The sequence below is a fragment of the Devosia limi DSM 17137 genome, assembly GCF_900128975.1.
Classification (GTDB): Bacteria; Pseudomonadota; Alphaproteobacteria; order Rhizobiales; family Devosiaceae; genus Devosia; species Devosia limi.
On record NZ_FQVC01000002.1, the window covers coordinates 20,091 to 41,187 of the forward strand.

Here is a 21,097-nt window from a genome sequence, read left to right on the forward strand (position 1 = left end):
GGCTCTCAGTTCTCGCCGAAGACGCGGGCGAAGATCGTGTCGACATGCTTGAGGTGGTAGGCATCATCGAACATGGCGTCGATTTGCGCATCGCTCAGAGTCACTTGCGGATCTTCCTTGAGGTTCCTGGCAAACTGGCCGGTGCGGTCACCTGACATTTCCCAGACCTTCATGGCGTTGCGCTGGACGGCGGCATAGCTGTCTTCGCGGCTATAGCCGGCCTGGGTGAGGGCCAGCAGCATGCGCTGCGAATTGTGGAGGCCGCCGAGCAGGTCGAGATTGCGGCGCATGTTCTCGGGATAGACCACCAGCTTGTCGATGACGCCAGTCAGGCGGGCCAGGGCGAAATCGAGGGTGATGGTGCCATCGGGGCCGATCATGCGCTCGACCGAGGAGTGCGAGATATCGCGCTCGTGCCAGAGGGCGACGTTTTCGAGCGCCGGGGTGACCATGCCGCGCACGATCCGAGCCAGGCCCGTGAGGTTTTCGGTGAGCACCGGATTGCGCTTGTGCGGCATGGCCGACGAGCCCTTCTGGCCGGGGGAGAAATATTCCTCGGCTTCGAGCACTTCGGTGCGCTGCAGGTGGCGGATTTCAACGGCAACGCGCTCGATGGAGGAGGCGACGACACCGAGGGTGGCGAAGAACATGGCGTGACGGTCACGCGGGATGACCTGGGTCGACACCGGCTCGACCGAGAGGCCCAGCTTGTCGGCAACATAGGCTTCGACCTCGGGGTCGATATTGGCGAAGGTGCCCATAGCGCCGGAAATGGCGCAGGTGGCGATCTCGGCGCGGGCGGAGACGAGACGGGCGCGGTTGCGCTCGAACTCGGCATAGGCTTCGGCCAGCTTGACGCCAAAGGTGGTTGGCTCGCCATGGATGCCATGGCTGCGACCGATGGTGATGGTGTGCTTGTGCTCATAGGCGCGGCGCTTGAGGGCTGCGAGCAGGGCATCGACATCGGCGATCAGCAGGTCGGCGGCGCGGGCCATCTGCACCGACAGCGTCGTGTCCAGAATATCCGAGGAGGTCATGCCCTGATGGACGAAGCGGGCCTCGGGGCCGACGATCTCGCTGAGATGGGTCAGGAAGGCAATGACGTCGTGCTTGGTGGTGCGCTCGATCTCGTCGATGCGGGCGACGTCGAAGCCGTAATGGCCGAGCTCGGCCTTGCGGGCCAGCATGACGTCCCAGATTTTCTGGGCCGACTCGACCGGGACTACGCCCAGTTCGGCCAGCTTGGTGGTGGCGTGGGCTTCGATCTCGAACCAGATGGCAAACCGCGTTTCGGCCGACCAGATGTCGACCATTTCGGGGCGGGAATAGCGCGGGATCATGGGCTTAGGCTTTCTGGTTCGGAAAATGATTCAAGGCATTGAGGCTGTGGATCAGGCCCGCTCGGTGGTCGCGGCAGCGCGGATGGCGGCAATGCGGGGGGCATAGGTGGCGGGGTCGTTGCCACCATAGACGGACGAGCCGGCGACCAGGACATTGGCGCCGGCGTCGGCGATGGCCCGGGCATTGTCGGCGGTGACGCCACCATCGACTTCCAGGTCGATATTGCGGCTGCCGATCAGGGCGTTGGCCTGGCGCAATTTGGTGAGGGCTTCGGGAATGAAACTCTGGCCGCCAAAACCGGGATTGACCGACATGATCAGCAGCAGGTCGATATCACCGATCACATGCTCAAGGGCGGAAACCGGCGTGGCCGGATTGAGCGCAACACCGGCCTTCTTGCCCTCGGCGCGGATGGCCTGGAGGGTGCGATGCAGGTGCGGGCCGGCTTCGGCGTGGACGGTGATGATATCGGCCCCTGCCTTGGCGAAGGCGGCGACATAGGGATCGACAGGGGCGATCATCAGGTGGACATCGAAGGGCTTGGCCGTGAGCTTGCGCACCGACGCCATGACCAGCGGGCCAAAGCTGATATTGGGTACGAAGTGCCCGTCCATCACATCGACATGGATGTAGTCGGCGCCAGCGGCGTCGATGGCGCGGATTTCCTCGCCAAGGCGCGAAAAATCGGCCGAGAGAATCGAGGGGGCGATGCGGATGGGGCGGTTGGTCATCGTGCCTCTGCTGTGCCGGCTGGGGATGTGCCCCTGCCTTAACGCTCCGGTGTGTCGCGGGCAAGGGCAGGGCGTGGGAAAACGCCGCCCGGGCCATGTGCCTTGCGGTTAGTACCGGGTACTTGGCCCGCTTTGTGCGGGGATGGCGAGGCTTTTGCCCCGAGCGGGTAGTCCGCAATGAAGTGAGGCAGAGCCTCGCCATCGCGCCGGTATTTTTTGTGGGACCGAACCAGGGGCGGCGGTTTTTCAGCCGATACTGACGGTGTCGCCCACCGGGGCAGGACGACTCCCACCCCACCGGCATTCCCCGCACCGACCGTTCGTCGCGACCGCGCAGTAGAAGTGCGGGAATGGGGTGAGTATGCGGGAGGTGTGGTGGGAGGGGGATAAGTTTTGTTTTGGCTCAGTGTTTGCGGAGACATACCCCCACCCTGACCCTCCCCCTCGAGGGGGAGGGGACGATGGCTGTGGGGTCGGCGTATCCACACACACCGCGTCCTCCCGGCGAAAGCCGGGGTCCAGTTTGGGATGCGGCAAGGAAACTGGATCCCGGATTTCGCCGGGAGGACGGCGTTGAGGGCCTGGTTTGGTGACCCCACCCTCACAAGGGGAGAGGCTGGCCGACGGATTGATGACGAATTTGCAGTCGTCTCCCTCCCCCTTGAGGGGAGGGATCAAGGGTGGGGGTTCTGCGCGGCCCACACGCTGCGGCCGCGCGACAATCGCAGCACCCCCACCCTGACCCTCCCCTCAAGGGGGAGGGGACGATAGCGGACAGGGCGGCGGTTAGGTTGAGAATGCGGGAGGGGCGGAAGTTTTGTTTTGGTATCAGTGTTGGCGGAGACATACCCCCACCCTGCTCGATGGACGGACTTAGCAAGCTAAGTCCGATCCCGCTTCCCTCGTGCCACAGAGGTGATGGCGGTCGAGTGATGGGCATCGCCTGGAGAGGCAGTCGTCTCCCTCCCCCTTGAGGGGAGGGATCAAGGGTGGGGGTTCTGCGCGGCCCACACGCTGCGGCCGCGCGATAGCCGCAGCACCCCCACCCCCACCCTAACCCTCCCCCTCGAGGGGGAGGGGACGATGGCTGTGGGGTCGGCGCATCCACGCACGCCGCGTCACCCCGGCGAAAGCCGGGGGGCAGTATTGGGTTGGTGGCAAAGGAAACTGGATCCCGGCTTTCGCCGGGATGACGGCGGTGGGTGGGGGCGTATGGCCGTCAAGCGCCAGGACGCGAGAGGGGGAGCCCGGCTATTCCGGTTTGTGGCAGTGGATGCGCCAGAAGTTGATGCCGCGGCCGTGGTTGGGTTCGATGATTTCGGTGAAGTCGAGGAGGCCGAAGGCGTCGAATTCGGTGTGAATGGAGGCGTCGTCGTAGAAGTAGATGCCGACGCCTTTGGGGGTTTCGAAGCGGTCGGGGCCGATTGGCTGGCCGGTGCCGTACATGGGGGCGCGTTTGGTGACGGCGGTGAAGATCATGTGGCCGCCGGGGGCGAGTTGGGCGGAGCAGGCGCGGATGAAGGCCTGGCGCTCGGCGGTGTCGAGGAGGTGGATCAGGCCATAGGCGAAAATGCCGTCATAGATGGCGGAATCGAAGGGCATGTCAGCCACCGAGCCATGGTGGATCGGCAGGTCGGAGCGGAAGTGCTGGTGCGCCAGGTCGATGGCGGTTTGTGATACCTCGATGCCCGTCACGGCCATGCCGCTATCGCGGAACGGCCTGGCATTGCGGCCATAGCCAATGCCGGGGATGAGCACGGATTGGACCCCGTGTTGCAGGAACAGCTCGCTTGTGGTGAGGGCCGAGGCGGCGGGCTCGAAACCCCACATCGTCTGGCGCTCGACGAAACTGGCTTCCCAGAAAGTGCTGTTGTCTATCATGTAACTTTAATTGTTACATGAGTGGCGCTTTGTCAAGCGACAGGCGCAGTTAGCTTATGTGGAGTGGTCTTCACAAACCGGCGATGCGACGGTGTGCGCATTGATTTGTAGGCGGGAGGGGCTACACAAGGCGCGAACTTGACGGAGCGTGGACGTGGAATTTTCTTTGCCGGTGGTTTTTGGTGCGGGCGTCCTGAGCTTTCTCAGCCCTTGCGTGCTGCCATTGGTGCCGCCCTACCTGACCTATATGAGCGGCGCGAGCTTCGACCAGTTGCGCGAAGAGGGCACCACCCCCGGTGTATTGCAGCGGCGGGTGATGATCACCTCGCTGTTCTTCATCCTCGGCTTTTCGGTGGTGTTCATCACGCTGGGCGCGACTGCCACGGCATTTGGGCAGGCATTCCGGCAGGCGCTGCCGATTCTGACGCCGATTGCCGGCATCATGATCATTGCCATGGGCCTGCACTTTCTGGGCGTCTATCGCATCAGCCTGCTCGACCGGCAGATTCGCCACCAGGGGCCGGGCATGGCCAGCGGGCCAGTGGGCGGGTTCCTGCTCGGGCTGGCCTTTGCCGTGGGCTGGACGCCCTGCATCGGGCCAGTGCTGGCAGCGGTGCTGTCGGTGGCGGCGAGCAAGAGCACCGCGACGGATGGGGCGATGTTGCTGGCGGTCTATTCGCTGGGGCTGGGCGTGCCGTTCTTCCTCGCGGGCATTGCCGTTGGGCCGTTCCTGGCGTTTTTCGATGGCTTCAAGAAGCACCTGCACACCGTCGAGCGGGTGATGGGTGTGTTCCTCGTGGTCACCGGCGTGCTGTTCCTGACCGGCAATTTTACCCGCATTTCCTACTGGTTCCTCGAGACCTTCCCGGTGCTGGCGACCTTTGGCTGAGGTAGGGCGGCCTTAACTGTGGGACCAGATTCCGGGCGCAATCGCATTTGACCCTGTCCTGTTCAGCACTGGTTTACCCGGCGGGGGCAGAGTGCGAGCCGACAGGAGCATCCCGGTTTGGCTATGCATTCGGCAGGCGCGGCGCTTGGACAGACGCCGACGGAATTGATCGCGGGTGACGCAGATGCGTCGCCGGACGCGCTGCGCGCGGCTGTCACCGTCACCATCACGGACCGGATCGAAGAGGTCGAAGCCGCCTGGCGTCAGCTGGAAGCGGGCGCGATCGAATCGCCGGGGCAGAATTATGATTTCATCCGGCTGTGGACGCGCAATCGCGGGCTGAAGCCGCAAGCGCAGTGCTATGTCGTGGGCAGTGTCGATGGGGTGCCGGTGGCGCTGCTGCCGTTGCATCGCAAGCGGGTCAATGGCGTGTGGGTGCTGACCTGGTTTCCGGGCTCCAATGTCGGTTGTTATGCGCCGGTCGCCGATTATGAACGGCTGGCGGCGCTGGGCGTCGCCGGGCGCAAGGCGTTGTGGTCGGCGATGACGGCGCAGCTGACCGGAGCGGATGCGATCTTCTTGCGTTCGATACCGGCGGCAGTGGGCGGGTATGCCGGGCTGTTCGATGAGCTGGGCGCGACGTTGACGGTGGATACGCTTTATCGGGCGGAGTTTTCCAGCTGGCAGGATTGCGACAGCCAGCAGCGCAGCAAGTCGCGCCGCAAGCATGACCGGCAGCAGGGCGACCGGTTGAATGCCCTGGGCGCGGTCAGTTTCGAGGAAATCGGCAATGGTGGCGAGAGCCGCTGCGCCATCGAGGTGATGTTCCGGCAGCGCTCGGCACGGTTCAAGGCGATGGGCATCCGCGACACCTTCGTGCGCGACAAGCTGGTGAGCTTTTATCACGAGGCGATCCGGGAGGGCTCGGGCGTCTATGTGCTTCTGCATGTGTTGCGGCTCGATGGTGCGATCGTCGCGGTGCGCTACAATATCGTGCAGGGGGACCGCATGTTCTGCCTGATCTCGTCGATGAGCGACGATGTCGCGATCCAGCATGGCTCGCCAGGCAAGCAATGCCTGCTGCGGGTGATGCAGAGCGTGTTCGATCAGGGGATTGCGGTGTTCGACATGGGCGCCGGGTTTACCGATGAAAAGCGGCATTGGTGTAATGTGCAGGTGCCGGTGCAGCACCACTATATCGGCCTGAACGGGCGCGGCGTGGTGATCGTGGCGGTGCACCGGGCGCTGCAGAAGACGCGGGCACGGATCAAGGCCAACAAGACGCTCAAGGCCTGGGTGCGCGGCGTCGGGCAGCTGGGTGGGCGGCTGACAGGCGGGGCGAAGGCGGAAAAGCCCTAGAGCAGTTTCAGGGCGCGCAGGGACGTGTGGCCGGATTTTCCGATGATGATGTGATCGTGCAGCGTGATGCCCAGCGGCTTGGCGATGTCAGCGATTTCGCGGGTCATGCGCACATCGGCGGAGGACGGCGCCGGATCGCCCGAGGGGTGGTTGTGCACGAGGATCAGCGCGGTGGCCGAGAGTTCGAGCGTGCGGCGAATGACCTCGCGGGGATAGACCGGGGTGTGGTCGACGGTGCCGGTCTGCTGGACTTCGTCGGCGATCAGGCGGTTTTTCTTGTCCAGGAACAGGATGCGGAACTGCTCGATGGTCTCGTAGGCCATCTGGGCGGTGCAGTAGTCGATCAGCTGCGACCATGAGCCGAGCAGGGGCTTGTCGGCGACGATCTGGTCGCGGCCATAGCGCTGGGCGACGGCCTGCGCCACCTTGAGATGGGTGATGGAGATGGCGCCGAGCCCCTTGACCTCGGCGAGGCGCCGGGGCGTGGCGCCCAGCACTTCGGAAAAGGAGCCGAACTTGGCGATCAGCTCCTTGGCGAGCTGCTTGGTATCCTTCTGCGGCAGGATGATGTGGAGCAGCAGTTCGAGCAGTTCGTAATCGGCCAGTGCATCGCCGCCGACCGTATTGAAGCGATCGCGGGCGCGTTCGCGATGGCCGTGATAATGGGGTTTGACCGCCTCCGACAGGCCCCCGCCGCCGGATGTCTTGTCATCGACCAAAGCTATCCCCTGGCTGCCAGCATCGGATTGAACAGGCCCTTGGGCGAGAGGGTGAAAATCTCGTGCCCGGTCTCGGTAATGCCGATGGAGTGCTCGCACTGGGCCGAAAGCGTGCGGTCGCGTGTGACCGCGGTCCAGCCATCGGAGAGGATTTTGACATGCGGGCGGCCCAGATTGATCATCGGCTCGATGGTGAAGATCATGCCGGGCTTGAGCTCCGGGCCGGTGCCGGGCGTGCCGAAATGCATGATATTGGGTTCGTCATGGAACAGGCGGCCAAGGCCATGGCCGACGAAATCGCGGACCACGCTGGTGCGCTCGGCTTCGGCGACGGCCTGGATGGCGGCACCGATATCGCCGGTGGTATTGCCGGGAATGGCGGCCTTGAGCCCGGCTTCCAGGCTATCATAGGTGACTTCGATCAGCCGCTCGGCCTTGCGGGAGATTTCGCCGACCGGATACATGCGGCTCGAATCGCCATGCCAGCCATCAAGGATCAGCGTCAGGTCGATATTGACGATGTCGCCCTCGCGCAGCGGGCGTTCGTCGGGAATGCCGTGGCAGACGACGTGATTGATCGAGGTGCAGAGCGAATGGCGATAGCCCTTGTAGAAGATCGTCGCCGGAACGGCGCCATGGTCGCGGGCGAATTCACGGGCAATCTTGTCGATGGTCGAAGTGGGCACGCCCGGCTCGACATATTCGGTGAGGATATCGAGCGCCTCGGCGGTCAGCTGCCCAGCCCTGCGCATGCCGGCAAAGCCTTCTTCGCCATGCAGCGGAATGACGCCGGCGGTGCGGCGGGCTCGGGAGGTGGCATCGACATAGGTAATCATAAAGGACTCCGCGGCGGATCGGTCAAAGGTAGTCCGTCACCGGCACGATTGAAAGGGCCAGACGCGGCGCGTGGCCGCTGTTGTGTCTGGCATAGACCGGATTGAAGAGGCGAGCAAATGCCGGGATGGTGTGCGGCGAGCTTGCTTGACGCCGGGGACGCGGGCGGGCATTTCTCAGGGCCTCCGCCCCTTACGCGAATGGACGCAACATGACGGCCGCACAATCGGTTACTGCCGGGCTCCTGGTTATCGGCGACGAAATCCTCTCGGGCCGCACCAAGGACGTCAACATCGGCGCGACGGCCGAGTTCTGCACGGATCTGGGGATCGAGCTCAAGGAAGTGCGGGTGGTCAGCGACGAGACCGATGAGATCGTGGATGCGGTCAATGCGCTGCGGTCGCGCTACACTTATGTATTCACCACCGGCGGCATCGGGCCGACCCATGACGACATCACCGCCGACGCGGTGGCCAAGGCGTTTGGCGTGGCGCTGCCGATCAATGCGCAGGCGCGCGAAATGCTGGAAAGCCGCTGGCGCCAGACCGGCACCGAAGTCAACGAGGCAAGGCTGCGCATGGCGCGCATTCCCGAAGGCGCCGACCTGATCGTCAATTCGGTCAGCGCGGCGCCCGGTTTCCGCATCGGCAATGTGCATGTGATGGCCGGGGTGCCGATCATCATGCGGGCCATGCTGGAAGCGCTGGCGCCAACGCTGCAGGGTGGCAAGAGGGTGCTGTCGGCGACGATCAGGGCGGCGGTGGGCGAAGGAACCGTCGGCGGGCCGCTGGGTGAATTGCAGGCGCAATATCCGGATGTGAAGATGGGCAGCTATCCGCAGATGGGCAAAGATCGGGTGATGACCGAGCTGGTGCTGCGCTCGTCCGATCCGGCGCGGCTTGAGGAAGCGGCGGCGGCGGTGCGGGCCATGGTGGCGGAGGCCCATGCCAGGGCGGGGATAACGCCGCCCGAGGAATGATGGGCGCAAGTTCAGCTCAAAGATTGGCGGCAGGCGCTGCTTTTGCTAAGGGACTGCCTTCGGTTTGCCTGGAAGTCGGCCGGCCCTGCAAGGAGAGACCATTTTGAACAACCCGAACCAGAAGTCCTTTCCGGTCAGCTGGGACCAGTTCCATCGTGACAGCCGGGCGCTGGCCTGGCGCCTGACCAGCATCGGCCCGTTCGATGCGGTGGTAGCGATTGCCCGCGGCGGCCTCGTGCCGGCGACCATCGTGGCGCGCGAACTCAATATCCGCACGGTCGAGACCGTGGCGGTCAAGAGCTACGATCACCAGAACCAGGGCGGCATCAAGGTGCTGAAGGAAATCAGCCAGTCGATACTGGACATGGCCAAGAACGGCGCCAAGGTGCTGATCGTGGACGATCTGGTCGACACCGGTTCGACCGCCCGCCTCGTGCGCGACATGCTGCCCGGCGCCCATTTCGCCACCGTCTATGCCAAGCCCATGGGCCGCGAACTGGTCGATACCTTCATCACCGAAGTCAGCCAGGATACCTGGATTTTCTTCCCCTGGGATCTAGACGTGGCCTACGCCGCGCCAATTGGCGGCGGCACGGACTGAGACCGGCCAGCGCGGCACGCTAGCGAGGATGTTCAAGGATGCTTCGCGGCTTGCCGCGAAGCAGGGATGACGGAGTGGGGCGGACGGGCAGGTCCAAGCGGACACTGCGCGCCGATCATGATAATAATCATTGCTTTCGTCCGAGGCGCCCGATCTTGACCCACGCAATCGACAGTCGACCCGAACTCGCCGCTCTTCGATCCAGCATCGACAATCTGGATGCTTCGCTCATTTTCATCTTGTCGGAGCGCTTCAGGCTGACCCGCAAGGTGGGCGAGTTGAAAGCGCACCACAAATTGCCCGCAGCCGATGGTGCCCGAGAGGACTTCCAGATCGCGCGACTGCGCCGCCTCGCTGAAGAAGCACAACTGGACCCGGTGTTCGCCGAACGCTTTCTCCGCTTCATCATCGAAGAAGTCATCCAGCACCACAGGGCTGCAGCAGGCGCGGACGCCTGAAAGGGGGCAAATGGGGGGAAGGGGACAGGCGGCTCTTGGGGCATCCGAGCCTTGTCGTAGACGAGAAATAGTGTGGCGTTTGACATGCCACCGCAGCAATGGGCCGGCGTGCCAATCAAATTCTATGGCCATCGCCAATTGTGCAGAGTTGCTCGATGGCTAATGCAGAGTTAATTCTCTGGGTAATGCATTGATTCGATAGCGTTATGGCGTGCTGCGCTATTGCGTCTGGGGGGGCGGATATGAAGACGACGCGGTTCGCGGTACTGCCAGCGATGGTGGTGCTTGCTGTGGCAGCCCAATCCGGCGTGGCTCAGGCATTCGATCAAACCATTGTGGATCGGCAGACTGAAACCACGACGCAGACCCTTTTGGGCACAGGCGACACGCTGACCGTCGACGGTGGCGGTAAAGTTGCCGTCGGCGGCAATGCGGTGGTGATGAATGGTTCCAATCAGCTGCTCACCAACCGTGGCATGATCGAGGCCATCGGCACGGGGAACGCCGTACACGTCAATGGCGCTGCTGCGCGTATCCGCAATTACGGCGTGATCTCGGCCAGTGGCATGTCGTCCTACGGCATTCAGTCTTCCGCGCTCAACACCGACCTGATCAACTTCGGCGGCATCATCACCTATGCCGACTGCGCCTATGGCGTTTACGCCGTGGCCGACTACTTTACCATAGTCAATAATGGTACAATTTCGACCAAGGGCGACACCTCCTCCTATGGCGTTTACGTGGAGAACGGCAATCATGCTACTGTCATCAATAACGGCCTGATTGACACCTCTGGCAGCACGGCCGGTGGCATCACGCTCTGGGGTTCGCAGGCCAGCATCACCAATAGCGGCACGCTGACGACGAGTGGCGCAAACTCTATCGGCATCTATGCCTGGTACGGCGCGGGGCTGAACAGCCAGAACGTGCTGACCAACACGGGGACCATTCGGACAACCGGAGTCGGCTCGCAGGCAATCTATGCGAATGCCACTGGCATGACCGTGATCAATAGCGGCACAGTTGTGAGCCAGCACGCCGAAGCTTTCTTTATGGGGCAGCCGGATCAGACGCTGACACTCTTGGCGGGCTCGGTCGTTGAAGGCGGTATACGGTTCACTCAAGCGGCATCGGCAACACTCAATATCGGGAAGGGTCTGAACGCTAAGCTCACGCTGGACGGCATTCCGGGCGTTATCAATACCAATGGGCAGGCCTACGGGATCGCGGGCAATGTTCTGGCGGTGGTCTCGGCCGAGGCGGCTGGCGCTGGGGGTATGGCCGCAGCGGCAACGAACAGCGCAATTGCCGGTACGGTTCGTGGGCATGTGGATGGACGGCGTTCGGGCCTTTCTGGCGGCGGCACCGCGCCCCTGGGCTATGCACCCACGCCTGCTGCGCCTGTCTTCCCGGACTTTGCTCCTAGCGTCGATTTTGGCGCATGGGTCAGCGGCTACGGTGCAGCGTCGGCCCCCGGAGGCGGCAAGGCCGGCGTGCGGACAAGCCAGGGTGGCGGGCTTGCAGGCTTTGACGCGCGCCTTTCCGAACAAAGCATGGCGGGGCTGTTTGCCGGCTTTGGCCAAGGCGTCGTGCGCCTCGATGATGGCTCCAATGTTGAGACCACGACACTGGTGGGCGGCAGCTATGGCGCGATCCGCTTTGGATCGGGCTTCTTTGACGCCAGCGCCTCGATCGGCGCTACGTTCAATCGGAGTGCGCGCCGGATCATCAACAATGCTGTGGCGGGCGGTATCGAAACGGCAGATGGCCAATATGGCGGTGTCTTTATCAGCCCATCGGTGACGCTGGGCTTTGACTACGATCTTGGTCCTGCTCGACTGACGCCGAGCATCTCGCTGCTTTATGCAGGCGTCTATCAGAACGGCTATGCCGAGACCGGTACATCAGCCAATCTGATCCTGGGGTCTCAGGTTACCCATGTGCTCAATGCGCGCGGCGAAATCGAGCTTGGCACGATCAAGCTGGACGATATGCCCGGCGGCTGGAGCGGCAGCGTCAAGATTGGCGCGGAAGGCACGGTCACCGATGGCGGCGCGACGAGCGCATCGCTACTGGGCAGCGCGCTGAACTTAGCTGGATCCACGTCGATGGAAGGGCGCGGCTTTTTCGGCGCGAGCCTCGGCTTCTCGCAGAGCGGATTCGATTTCTCCGCGAAAACCGAAGTCGGCTACAGCACGGCAGGAATCCTCTCCGGCAGCGTGCAGGGCGCCATCGGCGTTCAGTTCTAAGCTGTCGAGCGGTCGGCGCTGAAATGGCGTCGGTGACTTTGCCCTCCAGGACGGCAACTTGAAATGGCATCCATTGATCTGGGCGTTGTATCGGTCATGGTTGCGCTCCCCCGACACATTCTGTGAGATTGGGGGACACTGCCTAGATCAAGGCCGGGGGTACCAAGGTGGCGTCCAGCGCTGGGTTGGTGCTTGGATGAACCATGAGCATCGGCGCTATCCGTGTGACAATCCGGCCAGAGACTTCCCCCGCGTTCCACCCAGCGGTCCTGCCAGGCTGGGCGCTTTCGGGACTGGGCTCGTCGATCAGGACAATCATCGCGTATCGTGGGGCATCCATCGGGAACGCCGACAGGAACAGCGTCAGCACCTTGTCATTTGAATAGCGACCGTTCACGACTTTTTCCGCGGTGCCGGTCTTGCCGCCCAATCGGTAGCCGTGGGCGAGTTTGTTGCCGCGCCTGCCAGACCCCTCAAGGGCATTCAGCCGCATCAGGTAGCGAATTTGTTTGCTGGTTTCATGGGTGACCACCTTGGTCGCGCCCAGCATCGCCTCGCCGGCGGGCCGCCGGAAGATGGTGGGATCCATCAAGTATCCGCCATTTACCAAGGCGGAGGTTGCGGAAAGCACCTGGAGCGGGGTCAGGCTCAGGCCGTGGCCGAAAGAGGCAGTGGCAGCGCCAACCTCCGAGAACCTGGCGGGGATGCTGGAGGTCGTAACTTCTGGCAATTCAATGACTGGTGCACCATCCAGCCCCATTCGGGTCAGGAATTCCCTGAATGCGGTGGCCCCCATCGCCTGCACGATCCTGATCATGCCAATATTGGACGAATATCGGTAGACTTCCGGCACCGACAATATCCGATATTGGCCATGGTAGTCGGAAATGGTGTGACGGCCAAAGCGCACGCCTGCGCGTGCGTCGACGCTGTCCGTGATGTCGACTGCGCCACTGTCCAGCGCTCCGGCAAGCGTGATGGTCTTGAAGATCGACCCTACCTCGAATTTGGCGGCGGTGATCCGATTGAACCGTCCCTCTTCGAGCATGGTGGAAGGTCGGTTGGGATCAAAGTCCGGCAATGAGACCAGAGCGATGACTTCGCCGGTCTCTACGTCCATGATGGCCCCGGCGGCCGCGACCGCCTGATAACGATCAAGGGCATCGCTCAGTTCACTATGGAGTGCGTGCTGCGCCCGCATGTCGACCGATAGACTGACCGGTTGCAGGAGAGTTCCGCGCGCCAGTCCGAGCTTTTGGAGCAGCGCCAGATCGAGGTCACGATCCAGGTAGTGCTCCACGCCGGCTATGCCGACATTGTCTATGTTCACCGCGCCCATCAAGTGGGCGGCCTGCGTGCCAGCCGGGTAAAAGCGTTGTGTCTCAGTCAGAAAATCGAGACCTGGAATACCCAGACGCATGAGCCGGTCCCTTTGCTGGGGGCTTAGTTCCCGGGCAATCCAGACAAACCCACGCCCCCCGGTCAAACGCTGACGCAGCCAATCGGGGTCGAGATGGGGGAGGACAGTCAGGATGCCGTGCGTGGCTTCCTCGACATCGATGATGCTGCGTGGCTCGGCGAAGAGTGACGACACCCGCAGATCGAGTGCCATTTCGAGACCATTGCGATCCAATATGGTCGGACGGGAGGCCATGATGGCGCTGCGGCTCTGGCCTTCAATGCTGGTATCAACCTCGATGCCGCCCAGCCAGACGAGGCGCGCCAGAACGACCGAAAATCCCAGCAGAACGAAAGCTATCGCCCAGCGCATGCGCTGCCTCGTCAGGGTCTCACGCGTCTTGCGGGCGCCCTGCAGCTGAATGGTGGCGTCAGGTTCCACGGCGTTCACAGCCGATACCCCGGGCGCGCAAGCGTGGGGGCCGAGGCGAAATGAACGGGTATTGGCAAGATTGCACCTGTAGAATCTGGAATCAGCTGTCCCACATAGACGGACGGGCCGGTTCCATAGGTCGCCAATGCTGACCAATAAATGTAACGCCGCTGCGCTCACGCCCTTTTGATCCCGTAGGGCTGAAAGCGATGGGTGATCCGGCGCGTTGCGCCGCTCATGATTGCCTCGATGGCAACAATAGGGGGGGCTTGCGAACTGGATGGCGTGGGGCGGTTCGTTCCTTCAGCAGCTTTTCATCGGGTGTTCTGCCCAGGATGCTGCAAGGCGGGCAATTTCGGGCATACGGGACAGGCCTGTTGGATCGGCCATGCCGTGGTTCAGAGCCGGGAATTCCCAATAGGTGAGATTGCAGCGCCCCTGTTGAGCAAAGCGATCTGCCAATGTCCGAACAGGCTGCACCGCTGCCGTGTCTCGACCGCCATAAATCAGGAGGAATGGTGTGTCGGTGGCCTCGAGATAATCCGATGACCGGTGATCGAGGCTGTCGGCCCAGAACCGATAGGTATGGCCACCCAGCAGGGTATTGTCGGGCGTGACCCGCGCCTGCGCAAATCCGGCACTTACGCTGGGCTGACCCTCGGGCGGCACCTCGGAGAGAACCATCTCTCCAAAAGTGCCGCCAACCGAGCCGGAGAGAAGGATGGCGGCCGTGGGATGTATGCGTGCGGCGAGGGCTTCCATGGCCAATCCCCCCTCCGAGCCGCCGAACAGAATGACGGTATCGAATGTCGCTGTGACCGACTTGAGGTGCGTGAGCACGCGGGCATAATCGTCGACGCGCTGGGACAGGGTATAGGTGTCGAGGAACGCCTTCGGACAATCGGTTTGGCCGTTCTCGATCGCACTATCGGGGGCAATGCCGGACTTTTCGACGATAAGGCCGGTATAGGCGGGAAAGGCAGCGCGGACGGTGGCAAGGTTGACGCTGTGTGCCGCCGGCAGGCAGCCGGAGCCCTGGGCAAGGACGATCAGGCCAGCGCTTTCAACGGCTGGTGCATCCAACGTGTAATGGATGACTGTGCCGTCGGCGCGGGCAAGCTGGTGGGTTTGCTGGGCAGCAAAGACCTGGCCGGCTGACAGCGCCAGCAGGAAAAGGGAAAGCAGCGATTTCATGGGGTCATTCCGGGCGGGGTTGCAGGGTTAGCGGCACGAGCGAGAGCAGGACCAACGCCAATAGAGGCAGGAGCGGCGGGATGCCGAGTGTAAGGCCGATCTGGCCCGGTGTGTCGCTCGCTGGGAGCGTCACGCCAAGCTGAAGCGCCGAGGCCAGGGCAGCACCAATGAAGGCGCCCAGAACTGGCAAACGCGGCGAGGCGCGGCGGCGGCGGGCGGCGAGAAAGGTCAGCCAGGCGATGAGGACCGGGCTGGCGAGCAACAGCAGGGCCATGCCGCTGCCCAGCTCGGCGATGGCCGGACGCAGGTTCGTGGCGGCGGCCAGAAGCAGGGCGAGGACAGCCATGATGACGAGCATCGCCTGTAAGGCGAGCGGCACAACGAGGTAAAACAGAGCAGGCCACCGCGCGGCGCGGCTGCGAAAACGTTGGTTGGCCAGCATGGGCAGGAGCAGCGCATCGCGCCCGCCAAGGCGATGTTCGGCCTGGACTTGCGCAGCGTCGGGGGACAGGCCGGTCTTTTGCAGGTGCTCGGCAATGTCGTCCCGATGGTCCGAGAGTTCACGCAGGTAACGCTCGACATGCCGCGGCGAGAGGCCAGCGCGGAGCAGGTTCTCGCGCAGGTCGTGCAGGAGATCACGCATGGCGCGGCTCCGCCAATATGCCGGCAATAGTGCGATGCAGGTCGTGCCACTGTTCGGCCAGCACCGCCAAGCGCCCTGCGCCAACCGGCGTGACGCGGTAATAGACGCGACTGCGACCATTGACGGTCTGACGCCGCGTGGTCAGGGCGCCGTCGCGCTCGAGGGAATGCAGCAGCGGATAAATAACGCCTTCCGCAAAGCCGATTGCTTCGTCGCTGGCCTCCCGAATTGCCTGAACGATTTCATAGCCATACATTTCGCGGTCACGGAGCAGGCGCAGCACCAGGAGTTCTGGCACGCCGTTGAGAAAAGAAGACTGGGAGGTTGCCATGTTCGATACCTATTTCACCTAGGTATGATGCCTATGGATAATAGGTGTGTCAAGCACCTGCCATCGGCGTGGTGATCCTGGTCTCTTGGTGCGTGTTTGATCCAGGCGTCCGCCTTCGGTAAAGCCGTGCACACGTCTAGACCCAGTCGGATGGGGCCAGGATCCCGGCGAAATCGAACCCATGCACAGCGCAAGCTATTGAAATTGCGGGCCCGGAAGACAGGCGTATAAAACCTGAAATATGCACAAAGTCGCAACGCGAGGATGACCCATGACCGTCAAACGTATTGTTTCAAACATCGCCGCGAGCTCGGTCAACGAGGTCAGAGAATTCTACTCCGACCTGTTCGGTCTAAGCCTTGTCATGGATATTGGCTGGATCGCAACATTAGCATCGGACGAAGTCGCTCGGGCCCAAATAAGCATTGCCACAGAAGGCGGATCTGGAACCCCGGTGCCCGATATTTCGATCGAGGTTGATGATGTCGATGCCGTCTATCTGCTCGCTCGAAAGCTTGGTCATCGTATCGAATATGAACTGACCAATGAACCGTGGGGGGTGCGGCGCTTTTATCTCTTCGATCCGACCGGAAAGCTTCTCAATGTGCTGTCACACAATAATCATGAGCCGTGAAGCCGCTCGATAGTGGGTGACTTGCAGATGAATGGTGGACGTCCGAAACGGGTTCTGCCGACCGCCTGGTCAGCTATAGGGGGCGGGGAGGCGGGGTTCGGGCCATGACAAAATGGAAGCGGAGGTTCATGGGCTTGTCTCAGCTGTCTGTTGCCTGAAGGTCTGGAAATCAGTTTGCAACGCGGCCTCGAACGGCGTGAGCCCGGCCGTGTGCTACGCGTTCCCCCGCTCCACGCGAACCGCGGACAGCGTCGTGGACCTGTGCCAGTTGAGCGGCGTCGAGCCTGGCGAGAACAGGCGCTGTGCCCGGCGAAGAGCACGCAATGGACCAGTATTGTTCGAATGTTGGAAACACCCGTCTTGAGACGATTTCGCGGGTTTCGACGTCCAGCAGGCCCGCCCTGGTCCAGAGGCGATCAAGTGCGTCGCGGCGGGCAACATCTGGGTGCGGGGGCAATATCGGCGCCGCCCCGACATCGCGCATGGCAGCCTGGATATCCTCATAGGGGAAGCCGCCACCTTCGAGATCCCATGCGTAAGCTGCAACAGTGCCTCCAGGCCGAACGATGCGCCGCATTTCGGCAACGCCCCGCGCCGGATCGGGAACGAAGAAGATGACCAGAGCCATTATGGCGACATCGAATGAAGCGTCGGGATAGGGCAGTTGCAGCGCCGAACCCAGGGTGAAATTTGCCACGCCAGCGTGGTGTCGCTTTCGGGCAAAATCCAACTGCGCCTCGGAAGGGTCAATGCCTTCAACCCATTGCGGCTGCGCCCGGTTGACGATCAGCTCGGTGGAGGCGCCATTTCCGCATCCAATGTCCGCCCACCTTGCCCCCGGAGGGACGTTCAACCAGTCCAGGAATACGGTTCCAGTCAAAGCGCTCCAGACGCCCATCATGGTTTCGTAGCTTTCACCATCCTGAAACTGCATCTGTTCAGCCATGGGATCGTCCTCCTCACGCTGCGGCCATGAGATAAAGTCCCTCAAGCCGTGCCATGATAGCGCGCCGGCTCCACACCTGCCAGCGTGCTTCCCGGCGAGACAGGCCTGTCACCTGACCGTTGGGTCGTGGCATTGCCCGGGCGCGGCCCCCGGCTATGCGCCATTTCTCCAGGGGACCTCGCAAAGGGCGGAGAGGCGCATCGTCTCCGGGGCGGATTTTTTGGGCTGAACACGGCTATGGAGAGGATGTTTTAAGAGCCGGTCGCGTAGGTTTCCTCATCCCAGAGAGATCGCAATTGGTTCAGCCTCCGCCCATCGCCGCAGCCAGGGACACCGCGTTGCCGGAGCTTTTCCTCGGGCGTGTGCGCCAACTGGCCGAATGCGCCGGTGCCGGGCTGTTCGAAACCGATCGATGGATCGCCTGCGAGGGTGGTGTGGCGCCTGCCGACCTGCCGCTGTCGCTGCTTCAGGATTTCGCCCAGGTCTTCCCGCAAGGGATCCAGTCTGACGCTGCTTTCCTGCTGATTGCTCCCATTCCCACCCTTGATGAAAGCCGCAGGCTCTGGCTCGTGCTCTGGGATGAGCGGCCGCGAAGCGAACTCGCCAGCCATATTCTGCTGGCCCGGGTCACCGAACTGGTGGGGCAGGCCGCGATGGTCGGCATCCGGGCAGCCGATCGTCACCGTCAATGCCTGCTCGAGCGCGCATCGGCAACTGCCCGTATCGGCATCTGGTCATGCACCCTGCCTGAAGAGCGCCTGACCTGGACCAATGGGGTCTACGATCTTTTCGAGCTGCCGCGCGGCTCACTCATAAGGCGCGGTGGCACTCTCGAAATGTATGCGCCTGAATCGGCCAGGCAAATGCTGGCGCTGCGTGCCGAGGCCATCGCCACTTGTGGCGATTTCAATTTCGATGCGCAGATTACCACCGCCAAGGGCAATCAGCGCTGGATGCGTATTACCGCAACCGTCGACGGTGTTGACGGGATTGCCCGGCGGATCTTCGGGATGAAACAGAACATCACCGAAGAAAAGCACATGGCCGAGCGCATGCGGCTTCTCGCCCAAACCGATGTCCTGACCGGCCTTGCCAATCGCAGCCTTTTCAATGCCCGGCTCGAGGATCTCCACGGTCAGCGCAATGGCGTTCCCGTGGGCGCGCTGGTCCTGATCGATCTCGATGACTTCAAGGCCATCAACGATACGCTGGGCCATGTCCATGGCGATGCCTGCCTGATCAAGGCCGGCGAGCGTCTGCGGCATTGCGCTCCGGCCGGAGCCCTCGTCGCGCGTATCGGCGGCGACGAGTTCGCCATACTCACCGATGGCCGCGATCATGTGGATGTTGAGCGCCTGTCGACGACGATCATCGGGGCCTTCGAGCATCCGATCCAGCTTGGATTGCAGCAGCATCGTGTCGGCGCATCGCTGGGGATCGCCATGCGTGCCGCGCAGGATGCCGATACGCTTTACCGGGATGCCGACGCGGCGCTCTACGCGGCCAAGTCGGCCGGCCGTGGCACCTGGCGCCTCTTCAGCGCCGCCTGAACCCTCGCCGTTGCAACGGATCGGCCCGCATGCCCCGCCCAGCCATTCGGAGACGAAGACGCCGGGCGCTGGGGACGGACTGCCCAACGATGTTGGCATGGGGCGGGGGGCGTGTTAAGCGGCCCCTGCCGCGGGCGTGGTGGAATGGTAGACACACCGGACTTAAAATCCGGAGGGGGTATCCCCGTGCGGGTTCAAGTCCCGCCGCCCGCACCAGATCTTGGAGACAGCTATGATCGAACGCATTGAGACCGGGATTGCGCCATCGTCGGCGCCCATCAGCGATGCCGTGCGGGCGGGCAAACATGTCTGGCTGGTGGCGATTGCCGAAGATCCGGCCAGCGGCGAGATTGTCGATGGCGGGATCGAGGCGCAGGCGCGCCGGTGCATCCAGAACCTGGAGATTGCGGTCAAGGCAGCCGGCGGCACGCTGGCCAATCTGGTCATGGTGCAGATTTTCCTCATCGACAGCGCCGATGCGGCGGGCATGAACGTGGTCTATCGCGAATTCTTCACCCAGGCGCCGTTCCCGGTGCGGGCGACGGTGGTGGTCAAGGAATTGCTGGCCAAGGGCCTGCGCATCGAGATAACGGCCACGGCGGTGCTGGACTGATGCTGCTGAAGCGCGAACTGCTCGAAGAGATCAAGGCCGGCAAGGTCGACCTGGTGTTCCGGCGCTGGAGCCGGCCATCGGTGAAGGCGGGTGGTACGCTCAAAACCAAGGTGGGGCTGCTGTCGATCGGGGCGATTGACGACATGGACCCGGCCGATGTGAGCGAGGCCGATGCGCAGCGCGCCGGCTTCAAGGATGTGGCCGATTTCCAGAAGTGGCTCGATACGATGAAGCCGGGGCATCTGTTCCAGCGGATCGAGATCGGCTTTATCGGCGAGGCCGAATAAGGCGCGGCATCGCTTACCGGGCCCCCGCCTCAATGGGCGCGGTGCCTAAAATGGGATCGGCGCCTTGAAGACCATGAACTCGCCCGATGTGGGGTGGGTGAGGCCCAGTTCGGCGGCGTGCAATTGCAGTCGATCGGCGGCGGCGAGGGTTTCGGCATCGCCATAAAACACATCGCCCAGAATCACATGGCCGATGGCCTTCATGTGAACCCGCAACTGGTGGGTGCGCCCGGTCAGCGGATGCAGGCGGACGCGGGTGGCGTTGGCTTCGCGTTCCAGCACACTCCATTCGGTCTGCGATGGGCGGCCGTTTTCGTAATCGACGCGCTGGCGCGGCTTGTTTTCCCAATCGGTGGCCAGCGGCAGGTCGATCAGGCCGCTATCGGCCTCGATGACCCCGGCGACGCGGGCGACGTAGCTTTTGGTGGTCTTGCGGTGTTCGAACTGGGAGCCGATGCGGCCATGGGCGCGCTTGTTCAGCGCCATGATCAGAACGCCAGAGGTGTCCTTGTCGAGGCGGTGGCACATGCCGGCGGTGGGCCAGGTCTGCCGGGCGCGATATTCCAGGCAATCCCAGAGCGCCGGATCCTTGCCGGGCACGCTGAGCAGGCCGCTCTGCTTGTCGAGCACCAGGATATCATCATCGACATGGATGACGTTCAGATAGGGCTCAAGCGGAGGGAAATAATTGACGAGAGTGGGCATGGGACCGGGCATGGCGCCCCTCTACCAGTTTCATCCGCACAATGACAGTTTTGATCTGACCGGAGCGGGTCACGCGGGTTCGACGGGAACGGGTGGGGGCTTTGGGCGTTGTCCTGACAACACATACCAAGGAGATCGCATGCACAAGGATCAGATCAAGGGCGCCGGCAAGCAGGCTTCGGGCGCTGTAAAGGACGCCGTCGGCGGGCTGACCGGCAACGAAAAGCTGCAGGTCGAAGGCAAGCTGGAAAAGGCCGAAGGCAAGGTTCAGCAGAAGGTCGGCGAGGCTAAGGATTACGCCCGCGATGCGCTGAAGCGCTAG

22 protein-coding genes and 1 tRNA gene are annotated in these 21,097 nt (G+C 62.8%); 12 read left to right on the forward strand and 11 right to left on the reverse strand.

The genetic code is table 11. The features are described 5' to 3' along the window. Positions 1–5: 5 nt before the first annotated feature. The 3 genes from purB to BUA69_RS03385 all read right to left on the reverse strand — a co-directional run bounded on the left by purB (position 6) and on the right by BUA69_RS03385 (position 3,953). The gene (gene purB, locus BUA69_RS03375; protein ID WP_046137270.1) at positions 6–1,340 is read right to left on the reverse strand and encodes an adenylosuccinate lyase; all 1,335 of its coding nucleotides are present in this window, start codon (positions 1,338–1,340) and stop codon (positions 6–8) included. Positions 1,341–1,391: 51 nt separating this feature from the next. After that, complete coding sequence (gene rpe, locus BUA69_RS03380) at positions 1,392–2,072, reverse strand: ribulose-phosphate 3-epimerase (RefSeq protein WP_046137269.1); 681 nt, start codon at positions 2,070–2,072, stop codon at positions 1,392–1,394. Positions 2,073–3,323: 1,251 nt separating this feature from the next. After that, positions 3,324–3,953, reverse strand: coding sequence for a class I SAM-dependent methyltransferase (locus tag BUA69_RS03385; RefSeq protein WP_046135545.1), 630 nt, complete (start codon positions 3,951–3,953; stop codon positions 3,324–3,326). A gap of 154 nt (positions 3,954–4,107) precedes the next feature. On the opposite strand from BUA69_RS03385, the gene BUA69_RS03390 reads away from it, so the two are divergent. Continuing rightward, positions 4,108–4,842: a cytochrome c biogenesis CcdA family protein gene (locus BUA69_RS03390; protein WP_143154403.1), complete on the forward strand. Its 735-nt coding sequence runs from the start codon at positions 4,108–4,110 to the stop codon at positions 4,840–4,842. Positions 4,843–4,965: 123 nt separating this feature from the next. Next, complete coding sequence (locus BUA69_RS03395) at positions 4,966–6,201, forward strand: GNAT family N-acetyltransferase (protein ID WP_046135547.1); 1,236 nt, start codon at positions 4,966–4,968, stop codon at positions 6,199–6,201. Here BUA69_RS03395 and radC read toward each other — a convergent pair. Then, complete coding sequence (gene radC / locus BUA69_RS03400; RefSeq protein ID WP_244468765.1) at positions 6,198–6,920, reverse strand: RadC family protein; 723 nt, start codon at positions 6,918–6,920, stop codon at positions 6,198–6,200. The two genes, BUA69_RS03395 and radC, sit on opposite strands and share 4 nt — an antisense overlap. Before the next feature lie 2 nt (positions 6,921–6,922). Beyond that, the gene (gene map, locus BUA69_RS03405) at positions 6,923–7,753 is read right to left on the reverse strand and encodes a type I methionyl aminopeptidase (protein ID WP_201777462.1); all 831 of its coding nucleotides are present in this window, start codon (positions 7,751–7,753) and stop codon (positions 6,923–6,925) included. Positions 7,754–7,965: 212 nt separating this feature from the next. On the opposite strand from map, the gene BUA69_RS03410 reads away from it, so the two are divergent. The 4 genes from BUA69_RS03410 (at position 7,966) to BUA69_RS03425 (ending at position 12,041) form a co-directional block, all read left to right on the forward strand. Further along, complete coding sequence (locus BUA69_RS03410; protein ID WP_046135549.1) at positions 7,966–8,733, forward strand: competence/damage-inducible protein A; 768 nt, start codon at positions 7,966–7,968, stop codon at positions 8,731–8,733. Positions 8,734–8,836: 103 nt separating this feature from the next. After that, the gene (gpt, locus tag BUA69_RS03415) at positions 8,837–9,334 is read left to right on the forward strand and encodes a xanthine phosphoribosyltransferase (protein ID WP_046135550.1); all 498 of its coding nucleotides are present in this window, start codon (positions 8,837–8,839) and stop codon (positions 9,332–9,334) included. 155 nt (positions 9,335–9,489) lie between these two features. Beyond that, positions 9,490–9,792: a chorismate mutase gene (locus BUA69_RS03420; protein ID WP_342020717.1), complete on the forward strand. Its 303-nt coding sequence runs from the start codon at positions 9,490–9,492 to the stop codon at positions 9,790–9,792. A gap of 242 nt (positions 9,793–10,034) precedes the next feature. Further along, positions 10,035–12,041, forward strand: a complete 2,007-nt coding sequence (locus tag BUA69_RS03425; RefSeq protein ID WP_046135551.1) for an autotransporter family protein — start codon at positions 10,035–10,037, stop codon at positions 12,039–12,041. A gap of 142 nt (positions 12,042–12,183) precedes the next feature. On the opposite strand, the gene BUA69_RS03430 is transcribed toward BUA69_RS03425, so the two are convergent. From BUA69_RS03430 to BUA69_RS03445, 4 genes are all read right to left on the reverse strand, one after another. Beyond that, positions 12,184–14,052, reverse strand: a complete 1,869-nt coding sequence (locus BUA69_RS03430; RefSeq protein WP_244547457.1) for a peptidoglycan D,D-transpeptidase FtsI family protein — start codon at positions 14,050–14,052, stop codon at positions 12,184–12,186. 123 nt (positions 14,053–14,175) lie between these two features. Beyond that, entirely contained in the window at positions 14,176–15,066 is an 891-nt protein-coding gene (locus BUA69_RS03435) for an alpha/beta fold hydrolase (RefSeq protein ID WP_052950581.1), read from the reverse strand. A 4-nt stretch (positions 15,067–15,070) separates the two neighbouring features. Continuing rightward, entirely contained in the window at positions 15,071–15,709 is a 639-nt protein-coding gene (locus BUA69_RS03440) for a hypothetical protein (protein ID WP_046135553.1), read from the reverse strand. Continuing rightward, the gene (locus BUA69_RS03445) at positions 15,702–16,040 is read right to left on the reverse strand and encodes a PadR family transcriptional regulator (protein ID WP_046135554.1); all 339 of its coding nucleotides are present in this window, start codon (positions 16,038–16,040) and stop codon (positions 15,702–15,704) included. Before BUA69_RS03445 ends, BUA69_RS03440 begins: the two co-directional genes overlap by 8 nt. 271 nt (positions 16,041–16,311) lie before the next feature. Between BUA69_RS03445 and BUA69_RS03450 the strand changes: the two genes are divergently transcribed. Then, positions 16,312–16,674, forward strand: coding sequence for a VOC family protein (locus BUA69_RS03450; RefSeq protein WP_046135555.1), 363 nt, complete (start codon positions 16,312–16,314; stop codon positions 16,672–16,674). 169 nt (positions 16,675–16,843) lie between these two features. Here the strand turns inward: BUA69_RS03450 and BUA69_RS03455 are convergent, their stop codons facing one another. Further along, a complete protein-coding gene (locus BUA69_RS03455) occupies positions 16,844–17,620 on the reverse strand; it encodes a class I SAM-dependent methyltransferase (RefSeq protein ID WP_046135556.1) in 777 nt (258 codons plus the stop codon). 296 nt (positions 17,621–17,916) lie between these two features. Between BUA69_RS03455 and BUA69_RS03460 the strand changes: the two genes are divergently transcribed. From BUA69_RS03460 to BUA69_RS03475, 4 genes are all read left to right on the forward strand, one after another. Then, positions 17,917–19,170: a GGDEF domain-containing protein gene (locus tag BUA69_RS03460; RefSeq protein WP_244468766.1), complete on the forward strand. Its 1,254-nt coding sequence runs from the start codon at positions 17,917–17,919 to the stop codon at positions 19,168–19,170. Positions 19,171–19,300: 130 nt separating this feature from the next. Continuing rightward, a tRNA-Leu gene (locus BUA69_RS03465) sits at positions 19,301–19,386 on the forward strand. A gap of 16 nt (positions 19,387–19,402) precedes the next feature. Continuing rightward, positions 19,403–19,783: a RidA family protein gene (locus BUA69_RS03470; protein ID WP_046135557.1), complete on the forward strand. Its 381-nt coding sequence runs from the start codon at positions 19,403–19,405 to the stop codon at positions 19,781–19,783. Then, positions 19,783–20,070 (forward strand): ASCH domain-containing protein, encoded by a 288-nt coding sequence (locus BUA69_RS03475; protein WP_052950582.1) that lies wholly within the window; start codon positions 19,783–19,785, stop codon positions 20,068–20,070. The genes BUA69_RS03470 and BUA69_RS03475 overlap by 1 nt, the downstream gene beginning before the upstream one ends. Before the next feature lie 45 nt (positions 20,071–20,115). On the opposite strand, the gene BUA69_RS03480 is transcribed toward BUA69_RS03475, so the two are convergent. Beyond that, positions 20,116–20,787 (reverse strand): RluA family pseudouridine synthase, encoded by a 672-nt coding sequence (locus BUA69_RS03480; RefSeq protein ID WP_046135558.1) that lies wholly within the window; start codon positions 20,785–20,787, stop codon positions 20,116–20,118. Positions 20,788–20,914: 127 nt separating this feature from the next. On the opposite strand from BUA69_RS03480, the gene BUA69_RS03485 reads away from it, so the two are divergent. Next, a complete protein-coding gene (locus BUA69_RS03485; RefSeq protein ID WP_046135559.1) occupies positions 20,915–21,097 on the forward strand; it encodes a CsbD family protein in 183 nt (60 codons plus the stop codon).

Excerpts from the sequence above, each read along its gene's own strand:
- BUA69_RS03385 (WP_046135545.1), bottom strand. The coding sequence starts at position 3,953 with ATGATAGACAACAGCACTTTCTGGGAAGCCAGTTTCGTCGAGCGCCAG.
- BUA69_RS03435 (WP_052950581.1), bottom strand. The coding sequence starts at position 15,066 with ATGAAATCGCTGCTTTCCCTTTTCCTGCTGGCGCTGTCAGCCGGCCAG.
- purB (WP_046137270.1), bottom strand. The coding sequence starts at position 1,340 with ATGATCCCGCGCTATTCCCGCCCCGAAATGGTCGACATCTGGTCGGCC.
- BUA69_RS03395 (WP_046135547.1), top strand. The coding sequence starts at position 4,966 with ATGCATTCGGCAGGCGCGGCGCTTGGACAGACGCCGACGGAATTGATC.
- BUA69_RS03440 (WP_046135553.1), bottom strand. The coding sequence starts at position 15,709 with ATGCGTGATCTCCTGCACGACCTGCGCGAGAACCTGCTCCGCGCTGGC.
- BUA69_RS03410 (WP_046135549.1), top strand. The coding sequence starts at position 7,966 with ATGACGGCCGCACAATCGGTTACTGCCGGGCTCCTGGTTATCGGCGAC.
- BUA69_RS03445 (WP_046135554.1), bottom strand. The coding sequence starts at position 16,040 with ATGGCAACCTCCCAGTCTTCTTTTCTCAACGGCGTGCCAGAACTCCTG.
- BUA69_RS03485 (WP_046135559.1), top strand. The coding sequence starts at position 20,915 with ATGCACAAGGATCAGATCAAGGGCGCCGGCAAGCAGGCTTCGGGCGCT.
- BUA69_RS03455 (WP_046135556.1), bottom strand. The coding sequence starts at position 17,620 with ATGGCTGAACAGATGCAGTTTCAGGATGGTGAAAGCTACGAAACCATG.
- BUA69_RS03425 (WP_046135551.1), top strand. The coding sequence starts at position 10,035 with ATGAAGACGACGCGGTTCGCGGTACTGCCAGCGATGGTGGTGCTTGCT.
- BUA69_RS03480 (WP_046135558.1), bottom strand. The coding sequence starts at position 20,787 with ATGCCCGGTCCCATGCCCACTCTCGTCAATTATTTCCCTCCGCTTGAG.
- rpe (WP_046137269.1), bottom strand. The coding sequence starts at position 2,072 with ATGACCAACCGCCCCATCCGCATCGCCCCCTCGATTCTCTCGGCCGAT.
- BUA69_RS03475 (WP_052950582.1), top strand. The coding sequence starts at position 19,783 with ATGCTGCTGAAGCGCGAACTGCTCGAAGAGATCAAGGCCGGCAAGGTC.
- BUA69_RS03450 (WP_046135555.1), top strand. The coding sequence starts at position 16,312 with ATGACCGTCAAACGTATTGTTTCAAACATCGCCGCGAGCTCGGTCAAC.
- BUA69_RS03470 (WP_046135557.1), top strand. The coding sequence starts at position 19,403 with ATGATCGAACGCATTGAGACCGGGATTGCGCCATCGTCGGCGCCCATC.